This is a genomic window from Arenicella chitinivorans, assembly GCF_014651515.1.
In the GTDB taxonomy this organism is placed as follows: domain Bacteria; phylum Pseudomonadota; class Gammaproteobacteria; order Arenicellales; family Arenicellaceae; genus Arenicella; species Arenicella chitinivorans.
Genome location: NZ_BMXA01000009.1, coordinates 1 through 14,477, shown reverse-complemented (window position 1 = coordinate 14,477; position 14,477 = coordinate 1). Strand labels below are relative to the sequence as shown.

The window sequence follows — 14,477 nt, the reverse complement described above, 5'->3', positions numbered from 1 at the left end:
TTCTGCAGGTTTATTCCTCTCTCTCTCTCTATTTCGTTATAACTCAAGCATCAACACCAGGACCTTATTTCGCAGCAAGGCTCGATGCATCAAGGGCGTTACATTCTGTTGGTTTGCATGACCAGTTTTGTTGACCAGCATCGGTAAGGCAGCGGCTAGCTCAAATCAAGGTCACACGCACAATCGATGCCGTTGCCGGTGTCGGTTTCGCGCACGTCGCAAAGTAGCGCCCCGCGGCTACTCGCTTCGGCTTCGCACGCCGCTTGACAGCTTGTTGCCCCAGAAGCGTTACCCGCCAACGGGCCGCCAACCGTAATATCGGTAACACACATACTGGTTTGTGCGTGAGCCGGTAAAACCACCGCGTTGATCAGTGGCTTGCTCCACAATGGTGATAGCAGCGCTGCGGTTGAGACACCAATAAGGTGACGGCGGCGGCGAATGACTTGTTCTGGGCGTGGTTCGTTTGAGGTCTTCATTATTATTGTTACTCGTTTTTATTCGTCTAATAACAACGGCAAGATAGCCGGGAGTGGGAATCGGCGTTGCGGCGTAGCCACTGGTGCGTCGTCCGGAATGCCATCGTTATTATCATCAGGGTTTGGCACATTCGGGTCGGTCGAAAACTCAAACTCTTCTAAATTAGTAAAGCCATCACCATCGGGATCGGCGTCGCGGTCAAACGAATTACGCGGGTTTAAGTCGTTGTCGAGCTCGTATTGGTTTGACATACCATCACCGTCAATATCATTGTCACATGCGTCGCCTATCCCGTCGCCCTCAAAATCGTCTTGATTCGGGTTAGGCGTGCTTGGGCAGTTGTCAGCATTATCAGCGATGCCATCGGCGTCATCGTCATCGTCGTCGGTCACCAACAAGTTAGCTGTTACGCTGCCGAGGCCGCTGGCGGTAATGGTGACCAATTGGTCGGCATCGAGTGTGGTGTTATCGATGCCGGTGATATTGAAATTAACAAACGCCGCGCCGACCGGAATCTCAACCGTGGCGGGGATTACTAGTCGAGTCGGGTTATTGCTGCTTAAGCTGACGTTAAGCGCGGTGTTTGTCGGAGTATTGCGGCTAACAGTTGCCACCGTTATGCCGCTCTCGCTGATTGATGAGCTGTTGAGTGTTAACCCTAAACTGGGCGTGTCATTGTCAACGACGGTTACGGTCGCGGAACCAACCACATAGCCGATGGCATTCACCGAAATGGTGCTGATGCTATTGCCGTCGGCCAGAGTATCGTCAACCGCAGAAATCGCAAACGTGGCAGATGCCTCACCCGCCGGAATCACCACGCTCGTGGGCACCATGGCTGAACTTAGGTCGCTACTGGCAAGATTAACCTCAAGTGGTCGGTCAATTAGCACTGAGCGCGTGACGGTGCCGGTACTCGCGCCGCCATTTTCAGGCATGACGTCTGGTGACACTGACACGCTAAGCTGCTGAGCCTCAAACGCGCCAACGTCGCGCGTGCCGACCGCCGCAAAACCGCGTTGGTCGGTGCTGGTGGGGTTGACACTAGAGTCAGGGTTGATCGCTGGGCTACCGCTCAACAAGGCATGAGTTAACGTGGCGCCGCCATTGTCGGCTAATGGGCCGAGTAGTGGGTCAGCAACAGTCGCGCCACGACAGCTTGAGTCATCCACGATGCTGTCGGTTGCAATGGCTATACCTGAACCGAAACACGCATCGCCTGCGGAATTAGCGACGATGCTATCGTTGATACTGACGCTGGCCGAGTCTCCAGCGTACAACCCGCCGCCACCAATATCAGACGAATTACCCGACAGCGTGCTATTGCTGATACTGACGCTTGCCGTATCTGTGGCGACCAACCCGCCGCCACCAAAAACCGCCGAATTACCCGACAGCGTGCTATTGATGATACTGACGCTGGCCGAGTATTCGGCGTACAAGCCGCCGCCACTATTACGAGCGGTATTACCCGACAGCGTGCTATTGCTGATACTGACGTTTGCCGAGTCTTGGGCGTGCAACCCGCCGCCGTAAAAGCGAGCCGAATTACCCGACAGCGTGCTATTGCTGATACTGACGCTTGCCAAGGTTCCAGCGTACAAGCCGCCGCCAACAGAAGCCGAATTACCCGACAGCGTGCTATTGCTGATACTGACGCTTGACCAGTCTCCAGCGTACAAGCCGCCGCCTCGAGTTGCGCCTACGCTTGCGCTACCACCGCTAATCACCAAATGATCGAGTTGCACGGTGCCGCTAGTAACGCTCATTACCCGTGAGGCTTTGTTGGCGTCAATCGTGGTGCTAGCGCCATTGGGATTAATGCTCACGCTGCGGGTAATGGCTAATTCGCTGCCCGCCAGCGTAATGGTTTGCCCCGCCACGTTGGGGGCAAATTGAATAATGTGATCATCAGGTTGTGAGCCAATATTAAAACACCCGTTATCTAAATCACCCCGCGCGTTGGTGGTGGCGATTGCTTCTCGCAGGGTACACCCAGCGCCGTTGTCGTCGGCGGTGCTGGTGACGGTTAGGTTTAGTTTGGCATTTGGATCCATCACACCAAATTCAAACGCGCCAACGTCGCGCGTGCCAACAGCCGCAAAACCGCGTTGATCTGTGTTGGTGGCACCCGCTCCGGTGGCTCGATTAATTGCTGGGCTACCACTCATCAAAGCATGGGTTAACGTGGGGCCGCCATTGTCGGCTAATGGCTCAAGCAGTAGGTCAGCAACAACGGTCGCGCCACTACAGCTTGATTCATCCACGATACTGTCGGTTGCAATCGCGATACCTGAACCGGCACACGCATCGCCGCCTGCGGAATTAGCGATGATGCTGTTGCTAATACTGACGCTTGCCGTGCCTGGGGCTAACAACCCGCCGCCAGCGAGAGCCGAATTACCCGACAGCGTGCTATTGCTGATACTGACGCTGGCCGAGTCTCCAGCGCCCAAGCCGCCGCCAACAGAAGCCGAATTACCCGACAGCGTGCTATTGATGATACTGACGCTTGACGAGTCTCCAGCGTACAAGCCGCCGCCAAAATCAGCCGAATTACCCGACAGCGTGCTATTGCTGATACTGACGCTTGCCGTGTCTCGGACGTCCAAGCCGCTGCCATATAAACCAGCCGAATTACCCGACAGCGTGCTATTGATGATACTGACGCTTGACGTACCTGCTGCGTTCAAGCCGCCGCCATATGAAAAAGTCGAATTACCCGACAGCGTGCTATTACTGATACTGACGTTTACCGTATCTGTGGCGAACAAGCCGCCGCCATACCTAAAAACCAAATTACCCGACAGCGTGCTATTGATGATACTGACGCTTGCCGTACCTGTGGCGTTCAAGCCGCCGCCATTAAGTGCATTGCCCCCGCTGATCACCAAATGATCGAGTTGCACGGTGCCGCTAGTAACGCTCATCACCCGTGAGGCTTGGTTGGCGTCAATCGTGGTGGTAGTGGCGGTGCTAGTACCGGTGTTAGCGCCATTGGGGTTAATGCTCACGCTACTGGTAACCGTTAATTGGCTGCCCGCCAGCGTAATGGTTTGCCCCGCCACGTTGGGGGCAAATTGAATAATGTGATCATCGGTTTGTTCGCCAATATTAAAGCACCCGTTATCTAAGTCACCCCGCGCGTTGGTGGTGGCGATTGCTTCTCGCAGGGTACACCCAGCGCCGTTGTCGTCGGCGGTGCTGGTGACGGTTAGGTTTAGCCTGGCATTTGGATCCATAGCACCAAATTCAAACGCGCCAATGTCGCGCGTGCCGACCGCCGCAAAACCGCGTTGGTCGGTGCTGGTGGGGTTGACGCTAGAGCCAGGGTTGATCGCTGGGCTACCGCTCAACAAGGCATGAGTTAACGTGGGGCCGCCATTGTCGGCTAATGGCTCAAGCAGTAGGTCAGCAACAACGGTCGCGCCACTACAGCTTGAGTCATCCACGATGCTGTCGGTGGCAATCGCGATACCTGAACCGGCACACGCATCGCCGCCTGCGGAATTAGCGATGATGCTATTGCTAATACTGACGTTTGCCGTGTGTTGGACCTGCAATCCGCCGCCGTCAAAGAGAGCCGAATTACCCGACAGCGTGCTATTGCTGATACTGACGCTTGCTGTATTTTTGGCGTCCAAGCCGCCGCCCCACAAAAAAGCCGAATTACCCGACAGCGTGCTATTGCTGATACTGACGCTTGACGAGTTTCGGGCGTCCAAGCCGCCGCCAAAATCAGCCGAATTACCCGACAGCGTGCTATTGCTGATACTGACGCTTGACGAATTTCGGGCGACCAAGCCGCCGCCACCAGCTGCGGAATTACCCGACAGCGTGCTATTGACGATACTGACACTTGACGTATCTGTGGCATACAAGCCGCCGCCATCAGATGCGGAATTACCCGACAGCGTGCTATTGCTGATACTGACGCTTGCCGTACCTGTGGCGTACAAGCCGCCACCATTCTCTACGAGACCACCGCTAATCACCAAATGATCGAGTTGCACGGTGCCGCTAGTAACGCTCATTACCCGTGAGGCTTTGTTGGCGTCAATCGTGGTGCTAGCGCCATTGGGGTTAATGCTCACGCTACTGCTAACCGTTAATTCGCTACCCGCCAGCGTAATGGTTTGCCCGGCCACGTTGGGGGCAAATTGAATAATGTCGTTGCTGCCCAAGGCGTCGTTAGTAACATCAATATTGCAACCGTTGCTTTGATCAGAGCCACTGTTGACGGTATTAATTGCCTCCCGCAAAGTGCAGTTGGTGCCGTCATCAGCGTTTGATGTGACCTCAATGGTGGCAGCCTGCAGTGGCGTGCTCAATGCATGGCCAATCGCCATAGCTAATGCGGTTTTATTAATGCAGTTTAATGGCGGCATGGTAATTTCGGCTGTGTAGTAGATTCATGGCGAGTTACGCTTGCGCGTTGCAGCCAATTGTCTAATATTCGCAATGCTTGTAATACTACGGCTACCTTTCAGTTGTGGCAATCGTACTTTAGTCTGAGCGTTCGTTAAGGAAAACCCGCTGAAAAAACCAAAGCCTTTCCTATTTTCGCCGCTGAATCCTAACCTTATGATGGGTGTCCTTTTATATTTTTAATGGCCTGGGCAGCAACAATATATTTGGTAACCATGCGCGATTCACAATCTCTTAAGAGTAATAACAATAAAGTACGAGTTGAAGCAGCCCGAAACCTCTCTTTAGAGATGGCTGTCCAGGTTTATTCTGCAGGTTTATTCCTCTCTCTCTCTATTTCGTTATAACTCAAGCATCAACACCAGGACCTTATTTCGCAGCAAGGCTCGATGCATCAAGGGCGTTACATTCTGTTGGTTTGCATGATCAGTTTTGTTGACCAGCATCGGTAAGGCAGCGGCTAGCTCAAATCAAGGTCACACGCACAATCGATGCCGTTGCCGTTGCCGGTGTCGGTTTCGCGCACGTCGCACAGTAGCGCCCCGCGGCTACTCGCTTCGGCTTCGCACGCCGCTTGACAGCTTGTTGCACCAGAAGCGTTACCCGCCAACGGGCCGCCAACCGTAATATCGGTAACACACATACTGGTTTGTGCGTGAGCCGGTAAAATCACCGCGTTGATCAGTGGCTTGCTCCACAATGGTGATAGCAGCGCTGCGGTTGAGACACCAACAAGGTGACGGCGGCGGCGAATGACTTGTTCTGGGCGTGGTTTGTTTGAGGTCTTCATTATTATTGTTACTCGTTTTTATTCGTCTAATAACAACGGCAAGATAGCCGGGAGTGGGAATCGGCGTTGCGGCGTAGCCACTGGTGCGTCATCCGGAATGCCATTGTTGTCATCATCAGGGTTCGGCACATTCGGGTCGGTTGAAAACTCAAACTCTTCTAAATTAGTAAAGCCATCACCATCGGGATCGGCGTCTCGGTCGAACGAATTACGCGGGTTTAAGCCGTTGTCGAGCTCGTATTGGTTTGACATACCATCACCGTCAATATCATTGTCACATGCGTCGCCTATCCCGTCGCCCTCAAAATCGTCTTGATTCGGGTTAGGCGTGCTTGGGCAGTTGTCAGCATTATCAGCGATGCCATCTGTGTCATCGTCATCGTCGTCGGTCACCAACAAGTTAGCTGTTACGCTGCCGAGGCCGCTGGCGGTAATGGTGACCAATTGGTCGGCATCGAGTGTGGTGTTATCGATGCCGGTGATATTGAAATTAACAAACGCCGCGCCGACCGGAATCTCAACCGTGGCGGGGATTACTAGTCGAGTCGGGTTATTGCTGCTTAAGCTGACGTTAAGCGCGGTGTTAGTCGGAGTATTGCGGCTAACAGTCGCCACCGTTATGCCGCTCTCGCTGATTGATGAGCTGTTGAGTGTTAACCCTAAACTGGGCGTGTCATTGTCAACGACGGTTACGGTCGCGGAACCAACCACATAGCCGATGGCATTCACCGAAATGGTGCTGATGCTATTGCCGTCGGCCAGAGTATCGTCAACCGCAGAAATCGCAAACGTGGCAGATGCCTCACCCGCCGGAATCACCACGCTCGTGGGCACCATGGCTGAGCTTAGATCGCTACTGGCAAGATTAACCTCAAGTGGTCGGTCAATTAACACTGAGCGCGTGACGGTGCCGGTACTCGCGCCGCCATTTTCAGGCATGACGTCTGGTGACACTGACACGCTAAGCTGCTGTGCCTCAAACGCGCCAACATCGCGCGTGCCGACCGCCGCAAAACCGCGTTGGTCGGTGCTGGTGGGGTTGACACTAGAACCAGGGTTGATCGCTGGGCTACCGCTCAACAAGGCATGAGTTAACGTGGGGCCGCCATTGTCGGCTAATGGCTCAAGCAGTGGGTCAGCAACGGTCGCGCCACGACAGCTTGTGTCATCCACGATACTGTCGGTGGCAATCGCTATAATACCTATACCGTCACACGCATCGCCTGCGGAATTAGCGACGATGCTATTGTTGATACTGACGCTTGCCGTATCTGTGGCGACCAACCCGCCGCCACCAAAAACCGCCGAATTACCCGACAGCGTGCTATTAATGATACTGACGCTGGCCGAGTATTCGGCGTACAAGCCGCCGCCACGAGAATGAGCCGAATTACCCGACAGCGTGCTATTGCTGATACTGACGCTTGCCGAGTCTTGCGCGTGCAACCCGCCGCCGTAAAAGCGAGCCGAATTACCCGACAGCGTGCTATTGCTGATACTGACGCTTGCCGAGTCTTGGGCGTGCAACCCGCCGCCAACAGAAGCCGAATTACCCGACAGCGTGCTATTGCTGATACTGACGCTTGACCAGTCTCCAGCGTACAAGCCGCCGCCTCGAGTTGCGCCTACGCTTGCGCTACCACCGCTAATCACCAAATGATCGAGTTGCACGGTGCCGCTAGTAACGCTCATTACCCGTGAGGCTTGGTTGGCGTCAATCGTGGTGCTAGCGCCATTGGGGTTAATGCTCACGCTACCGGTAACCGTTAATTCGCTGCCCGCCAGCGTAATGGTTTGCCCCGCCACGTTGGGGGCAAATTGAATAATGTGATCATCAGGTTGTGAGCCAATATTAAAACACCCGTTATCTAAATCACCCCGCGCGTTGGTGGTGGCGATTGCTTCTCGCAGGGTACACCCAGCGCCGTTGTCGTCGGCGGTGCTGGTGACGGTTAGGTTTAGTTTGGCATTTGGATCCATCACACCAAATTCAAACGCGCCAACGTCGCGCGTGCCAACAGCCGCAAAACCGCGTTGATCTGTGTTGGTGGCACCCGCTCCGGTGGCTCGATTAATTGCTGGGCTACCACTCATCAAAGCATGGGTTAACGTGGGGCCGCCATTGTCGGCTAATGGCTCGAGCAGTGGGTCAGCAACGGTCGCGCCACGACAGCTTGAGTCATCCACGATGCTGTCGGTGGCAATGGCTATTGTGCCTGTTCCCCTATTTAAACACGCACCGCCTGTGGAATTAGCGATGATGCTATTGCTGATATTGAAGCTTGCCCTTTCTCGGGCGTGCAAGCCGCCGCCTCCACCACCAGGCGAATTACTCGCCGAATTACCCGACAGCGTGCTATTGATGATACTGACTCTTGTATGGAATAGGGCGTTCAAGCCGCCGCCGTCATCACCAGCCGAATTACCCGACAGCGTGCTATTGATAATACTGACGCTTGAGATAGATTGGGCGCTCAAGCCGCCGCCATCAAAACCAGCTGAATTACCCGACACCGTGCTATTGATGATACTGACGCTTGCCAAGGCTGTGATGTCCAAGCCGCCGCCATCACTATCAGCTGAATTACCCGACACCGTGCTATTGATGATACTGACGCTTGACCTACCTACTGCGGTCAAGCCGCCGCCAAAGCGAGCCGAATTACCAGACAGCGTGCTATTGCTGATACTGACGCTGGCCGACTCTCGGGGGAGCAACCCGCCGCCGCCTCCATCAGCTGAATTACCCGACAGCGTGCTATTGATGATACTGACGCTTGCCGTACCTGTGGCGTTCAAGCCGCCGCCATTAAGTGCATTGCCCCCGCTGATCACCAAATGATCGAGTTGCACGGTGCCGCTAGTAACGCTCATCACCCGTGAGGCTTGGTTGGCGTCAATCGTGGTGTTAGCGCCATTGGGGTTAATGCTCACGCTACCGGTAACCGTTAATTCGCTGCCCGCCAGCGTAATGGTTTGCCCCGCCACGTTGGGCGCAAATTGAATAATGTGATCATCAGGTTGTGAGCCAATATTAAAACACCCGTTATCTAAATCACCCCGCGCGTTGGTGGTGGCGATTGCTTCTCGCAGGGTACACCCAGCGCCGTTGTCGTCGGCGGTGCTGGTGACGGTTAGGTTTAGTTTGGCATTTGGATCCATCACACCAAATTCAAACGCGCCAATGTCGCGCGTGCCGACCGCCGCAAAACCGCGTTGGTCGGTACTGGTGGCACCCGCTCCGGTGGCTCGATTAATTGCTGGGCTACCACTCATCAAAGCATGGGTTAACGTGGGGCCGCCATTGTCGGCTAATGGCTCAAGCAGTGGGTTAGCAAAGGACGCGCCACTACAGCTTGTGTCATCCACGATACTGTCGGTGGCAATGGCTATTGTACCTGATCCCCCATTAAAACACGCACCGCTTGCGGAATTAGCGATGATGCTATTGCTAATACTGACGTTTGCCGTGTGTTGGACCTGCAATCCGCCGCCGCCAAAGCGAGCCGAATTACCCGACAGCGTGCTATTGCTGATACTGACGCTTGCTGTATTTTTGGCGTCCAAGCCGCCGCCCCACAAAAAAGCCGAATTACCCGACAGCGTGCTATTGATGATACTGACGCTTGCTGTATTTTTGGCGTACAACCCGCCGCCATCAAAACCGGCTGAATTACCCGACAGCGTGCTATTGCTGATACTGACGCTTGACGAGTTTCGGGCGACCAAGCCGCCGCCACCAGCTGCGGAATTACCCGACAGCGTGCTATTGCTGATACTGACGCTGGCCGTATCTATGGCGACCAACCCGCCGCCCTCTAATGCCGAATTACCCGACAGCGTGCTATTGCTGATACTGACGCTTGCCGTACCTGTGGCGTACAAGCCGCCACCATTCTCTACGAGACCACCGCTAATCACCAAATGATCGAGTTGCACGGTGCCGCTAGTAACGCTCATTACCCGTGAGGCTTTGTTGGCGTCAATCGTGGTGGAGGTACCGGTGTTAGCGCCATTGGGGTTAATGCTCACGCTACTGGTAACCGTTAATTCGCTACCCGCCAGCGTAATGGTTTGCCCCGCCACGTTGGGGGCAAATTGAATAATGTCGTTGCTGCCCAAGGCGTCGTTAGTAACATCAATATTGCAACCGTTGGTTTGATCAGAGCCACTGTTGACGGTATTAATTGCCTCACGCAAAGTGCAGTTGGTGCCGTCATCAGCGTTTGATGTGACCTCAATGGTGGCAGCCTGCAGTGGCGTGCTCAATGCATGGCCAATCGCCATAGCTAATGCGGTTTTATTAATGCAGTTTAATGGCGGCATGGTAATTTCGGCTGTGTAGTAGATTCATGGCTAGTTACGCTTGCGCGTTGCAGCCAATTGTCTAATATTTTCAATGCGTGTAATACTACGGCTACCTTTCAGTTGTGGCAATCGTACTTTAGTCTGAGCGTTCGTTAAGGAAAACCCGCTGAAAAAACCAAAGCCTTTCCTATTTTCGCCGCTGATTACGCAATGATTTGACCGCTCAAGAACGAGTTCGCTGCGCGCGTAAATTACTAAGCTTGCGGTGCCTGTTCATTGAAACCGCCTTCATACTTCCACTAAATAGTGATCCGCGCGAAAAGTAACCTTACGTGGCTGATTGACTGATTGGTATCTTTACCTGCTGGTTATGGTGCCACCACCTCAGGCAACGAGTGCCCACGACACCACAGAGCCGTAGATCATCAGCAAGACCTCTATGAATACCTCACTAACGCCAAGCCGAGCGGTGGCCTAACTCTCAACGAGCTGAGAGATTTTGGATTCAATGCTGTTCGCCGACTATTTGCAGCCAGGCTGCGTTGGTATAGATAGGATTTCTAAATACCCGTTTTATTCGAGCGAACCTTGATTGTTAGTCGCCAGACACCGCTCTTTGGGTTCGTGCGGCTTACAACAACCTAATCACTATTTACTGAACTCACAAGTAGGTGGTAGCAGAGTTGGAATGATTCCAAACTGGACCGTATCACTGGTACAACTAGAGTCTGCAGGCGCACCGGTACAGAGAATATCTCCGTCGTCCCAACCCCAGTTATTGTGCATAAAGCACCAAGCGTGTCCGCCCGTGATAGTCCTTTTGCATGAATAGGTAAGCGTTGCGCCAAAGGTGGTGCAAACAGCGCTAGAATAGGTTTGGCTTGCTTTTAGCGCGGCGGTATTCTCGACCCCTGTTTGTTTTGCTAGCTCGCCACACTTCGCCAATTGCTCAGCCTCTTTATCTGCCGCCCCTAACACCCTAGAGTAGTCACCCATACGGAAGGTTCGATACTCTTCCTCGGTCAAGGTCTGCGTAATCGCCTTGGCCAAGCAATTACAAATATCCCCTGAGTCGCGCTTATTTCTGCCCGTAGACTCAAGCGACTCAGAACATTCAAGTAAATAAGCCTGCCGCCTCTCTTTAACGGTATCGGCTGCGAAGCTGCCCAAAGGTAGGACCGCGATAATAAAGCTTAGCACTGCGCTGAGGTACCTTGCTGTGTGTTTGCGTGCCGCTTTTTGGGGGCTTGCAATCGTTTTCATTCTAATCGTTCTATGTGTCATTTTAAATAACCACCGTGTTGAATAAAACAGGCGAACTACCCTGTTAGTTAGACGTTTTCATCGCTTTTAACTAAATCAGAATACCGTTGCCTTGGTTGATGCGATGCTGCAACAGTCATAGCATAGAAGATTTACCTGAAGTTGCCATTACAGGCCATTACGGCCCATCAGCCCTAATTAGACGCGCACGCAACGCCTCTACCCTGCGGTTTAGCACACTTCGAAATTACCGCTCTAATCGCAGTAGCACTGGTATCGTAGGACATAATAAGGAAGAGTCCCAACAAAAAATAGCCCTGTTTATTAACGCGGACAAAGCGCCAGCTTGCCGATTCGACGACATACTCAGCGAGGTAGTACGATACCGTGTGGTTACAGTCCGCAAGGCTTATGGCAACTGGAAGAAGACCAATTTGAAGCCGTGGGAAAACTTAGTATATTTTTCTTACGGCGTTTATATCAATCATATCTGCCGTCGCTATCCGGCTCAGTCAGTCTTTACTCAAGCTGTCGTCGATGACTGCCGTGTCGATAGCACCCAGTAATTTGGCTCGCTTTTTCCTAAGGCCTTGCGCGAGCACTCGCATGTCGGTCGCGGTATCGGTCTCATCGATTATTTCCATACCCAACATGGTCTCAATCACGTCTTCCATCGTGACAATACCGGCCATACCGCCGAAGTCATCGAGTACCACGGCGATGTGTTCTGTGCGTTGCATCAAAGTATTAAACAGCTCAGTCAATGCAAAATTTTGATCAATGGCAATGATCTCGCGTTTTAAGCTTGCCATGGAATCATTTTTACGCCCTTCGATCATCGCTTCCATCACGTCCGTTTTCAAAATATAACCAGAAATTTGATCTTTATTGTTCTGCGTGAAGGTAGGAATACGTGAAAACTGAGTACTTTTACGCGAGTTGTAATAGTCGCCAATACTTTGTTCTTCGGGCGTAGCCGATACCACCGTGCGCGGAGTCATTACGTCGCTCGCGGTGATCCCTTGAAAGCGCAACATGCTACCTAGCATCTTCGATTCGATAGCCTCCAACACACCTTCCTCAGCGCCCATTTCTGTCATTGCCAAAAAATCATTCCGTGTCAGCACAGCGCCGTGGCCATCGGTCTTGAGTAACTTTGTTAGCAGCTGGCTCATCCACACCAGCGGCGCTAATACAACCAGCAGAAATCGTAGCGAAGCAACGGTAAAGCCTGCCAGCTTGCGCCAGTAGAGTGCGCCGATAGTCTTGGGCACAATCTCAGATAATAATAAAACAGCCAGAGTCATGGCGGCCGGCACGACCAAACGAGTAATCAGTGGATTACTTTCAGCCCATATTGCCGCAGCTTGCTCGCCGACGCCAATTGCACCTACCGTATGAGCAATCGTATTCAGCGTCAAAATAGCGGATAACGGACGATCAATGTCCTGCTTAAACGCGTTGAGATACTTGCCAGTAGCCGTGCCTTTTTGTTGTTGAATACGAGCGTAGGTCGGCGTAATACTAAGCAGCACCGCCTCCCATAGTGAGCACAAGAAAGAAAAGAAAATCGCAAGAACGAAGAAAGTGATTAATAGCGAATACATTATGTGACTCTATTCAGTTTGGGGGTTTGACTCAACGCTGGGGAGTGACTACTGTCAAAAATATGGCGGCAATGAACGGAACGCTGCCATGCATCATATCAAATCTTTGTATTGCTGAAATTTTGTTAGTGATGCAAGTGCGGTAATCATCAGGTCTTTCTGGGACACCCATCATAACCATCTTGTCAATCTTGTCATAAACCCGCTTCCCTGACAGAATAAAGTTATTCAAGGATGAATAAACAAGGATGGTTATGACCTTACCAAGAAGCACTCTTGTGTCGTTGGCCGACACACCGTATTACCACTGTGTAGCGCGTTGCGTTCGGCGTGCCTATTTATGTGGTGTCGATCGATACTCAGGCACCAGCTATGAACATCGGCGTCAATGGCTCGAAGATAAATTGCATGAGACCGCTAACGCATTCGCCATCAAACTGTGTGCGTACGCCGTGATGAGTAACCACTACCACGTGGTATTGCGAGTTCAACCCGAGTTGGCCGAGGCGTGGTCGGACCGTGAGGTGATTCGTCGTTGGCATTCATTGTTCGCCGGAAGCGTGCTTTCGCAACGCTTTATGAACGGGGATGCGCTTGATCCAGTGCTCTATGAGCGTTTGTTGGAAGACGTCGAAACGTGGCGGTCCAGGCTATGCGATATCTCGTGGTATATGCGCATCGTGAATGAATTCATCGCGCGTGAGGCGAACAAAGAAGACGACTGCACCGGCCGGTTTTGGGAGGGGCGATTCAAGAGCCAAGCGTTACTGGATGAGCGCGCGTTGTTGTCTTGTATGGCGTACGTTGATCTCAACCCGATTCGAGCCAAGATGGCGAAAACGCCTGAAACATCGAATCACACCAGTATCAAAGCCCGGATTGATTCACTCAATAGCCAGGCTACCCAAAGGAATCTAGAAGACTTCACCGGCATCAGAGCCGATGGAAACGGACTGCCATTCAAGTTAGCCGACTATATCGAACTTGTCGACTGGACGGGCCGAATTATGAGGCAAGACAAACGTGGCGCGATTGCATCGGAGCTGCCGCCTATTCTAGAGCGACTCGGTCTGAATTCCGATGCCTGGCAAGTGCTCACGACCCAATTTGAGACCCAGTTCCAGCATTGGGTCGGTTCAGAGCACATCGTCAGGCAGGTATGTTCCGACAAACACTATCAACGAATCCCCTCGACGGTTAACCATCGCCAGCTGTTAGGCTGAGGCATCCACAAATAGTCGACCGGATCGCTTAAAGCGAGGCCTTCGCTCGTCTTGAATATGGAAATTGTTGTCTAAGACCGCAACTCTGCTGTTTAAGTGCTAAATCTACCCAAAGCAGCTTGATCAAGCTCGCGCGATAAGTTGGGACTGGAGACGTGTTTTCAAGTCATTCTTATGATGGGTGTCCTTTTGTGTGGTTTAAGTGCTAAATCTACCCAAAGCAGCTTGATCAAGCTCGCGCGATAAGTTGGGACTGGAGACGTGTTTTCAAGTCATTCTTATGATGGGTGTCCTTTTGTGTGTTTTGTGTGGAGACCGAGTGTTGCGCCTTATGAGACAGGCGGATATCGAAGCTCAGCGCGGTTATGGCAAGCCGAA

8 protein-coding genes are annotated in these 14,477 nt (G+C 52.6%); 2 read left to right on the top strand and 6 right to left on the bottom strand.

The features are described from left to right. Positions 1–155: 155 nt before the first annotated feature. From IE055_RS16695 to IE055_RS16675, 5 genes are all read right to left on the bottom strand, one after another. On the bottom strand, positions 156–479 hold the full coding sequence (locus IE055_RS16695; protein ID WP_189402833.1) for a hypothetical protein: 324 nt from the start codon (positions 477–479) through the stop codon (positions 156–158). An 18-nt stretch (positions 480–497) separates the two neighbouring features. Beyond that, on the bottom strand, positions 498–4,868 hold the full coding sequence (locus IE055_RS16690) for a choice-of-anchor Q domain-containing protein (protein ID WP_189402832.1): 4,371 nt from the start codon (positions 4,866–4,868) through the stop codon (positions 498–500). Between the two features lie 500 nt (positions 4,869–5,368). Then, on the bottom strand, positions 5,369–5,698 hold the full coding sequence (locus tag IE055_RS16685; protein ID WP_189402831.1) for a hypothetical protein: 330 nt from the start codon (positions 5,696–5,698) through the stop codon (positions 5,369–5,371). Positions 5,699–5,716: 18 nt separating this feature from the next. Further along, the gene (locus IE055_RS16680; RefSeq protein WP_189402830.1) at positions 5,717–10,024 is read right to left on the bottom strand and encodes a choice-of-anchor Q domain-containing protein; all 4,308 of its coding nucleotides are present in this window, start codon (positions 10,022–10,024) and stop codon (positions 5,717–5,719) included. A gap of 630 nt (positions 10,025–10,654) precedes the next feature. Continuing rightward, the gene (locus tag IE055_RS16675; protein WP_189402829.1) at positions 10,655–11,269 is read right to left on the bottom strand and encodes a hypothetical protein; all 615 of its coding nucleotides are present in this window, start codon (positions 11,267–11,269) and stop codon (positions 10,655–10,657) included. A 119-nt stretch (positions 11,270–11,388) separates the two neighbouring features. On the opposite strand from IE055_RS16675, the gene IE055_RS18125 reads away from it, so the two are divergent. Then, on the top strand, positions 11,389–11,835 hold the full coding sequence (locus IE055_RS18125; protein WP_373299251.1) for an NYN domain-containing protein: 447 nt from the start codon (positions 11,389–11,391) through the stop codon (positions 11,833–11,835). Here the strand turns inward: IE055_RS18125 and IE055_RS16670 are convergent. Continuing rightward, entirely contained in the window at positions 11,782–12,876 is a 1,095-nt protein-coding gene (locus tag IE055_RS16670; RefSeq protein WP_189402828.1) for a CNNM domain-containing protein, read from the bottom strand. The two genes, IE055_RS18125 and IE055_RS16670, sit on opposite strands and share 54 nt — an antisense overlap. A gap of 254 nt (positions 12,877–13,130) precedes the next feature. On the opposite strand from IE055_RS16670, the gene IE055_RS16665 reads away from it, so the two are divergent. Then, entirely contained in the window at positions 13,131–14,099 is a 969-nt protein-coding gene (locus IE055_RS16665; RefSeq protein ID WP_189402827.1) for a transposase, read from the top strand. Positions 14,100–14,477: the final 378 nt, after the last annotated feature.

Excerpts from the sequence above, each read along its gene's own strand:
- IE055_RS16695 (WP_189402833.1), bottom strand. The coding sequence starts at position 479 with ATGAAGACCTCAAACGAACCACGCCCAGAACAAGTCATTCGCCGCCGC.
- IE055_RS16690 (WP_189402832.1), bottom strand. The coding sequence starts at position 4,868 with ATGCCGCCATTAAACTGCATTAATAAAACCGCATTAGCTATGGCGATT.
- IE055_RS16685 (WP_189402831.1), bottom strand. The coding sequence starts at position 5,698 with ATGAAGACCTCAAACAAACCACGCCCAGAACAAGTCATTCGCCGCCGC.
- IE055_RS16680 (WP_189402830.1), bottom strand. The coding sequence starts at position 10,024 with ATGCCGCCATTAAACTGCATTAATAAAACCGCATTAGCTATGGCGATT.
- IE055_RS16675 (WP_189402829.1), bottom strand. The coding sequence starts at position 11,269 with ATGAAAACGATTGCAAGCCCCCAAAAAGCGGCACGCAAACACACAGCA.
- IE055_RS18125 (WP_373299251.1), top strand. The coding sequence starts at position 11,389 with ATGCGATGCTGCAACAGTCATAGCATAGAAGATTTACCTGAAGTTGCC.
- IE055_RS16670 (WP_189402828.1), bottom strand. The coding sequence starts at position 12,876 with ATGTATTCGCTATTAATCACTTTCTTCGTTCTTGCGATTTTCTTTTCT.
- IE055_RS16665 (WP_189402827.1), top strand. The coding sequence starts at position 13,131 with ATGACCTTACCAAGAAGCACTCTTGTGTCGTTGGCCGACACACCGTAT.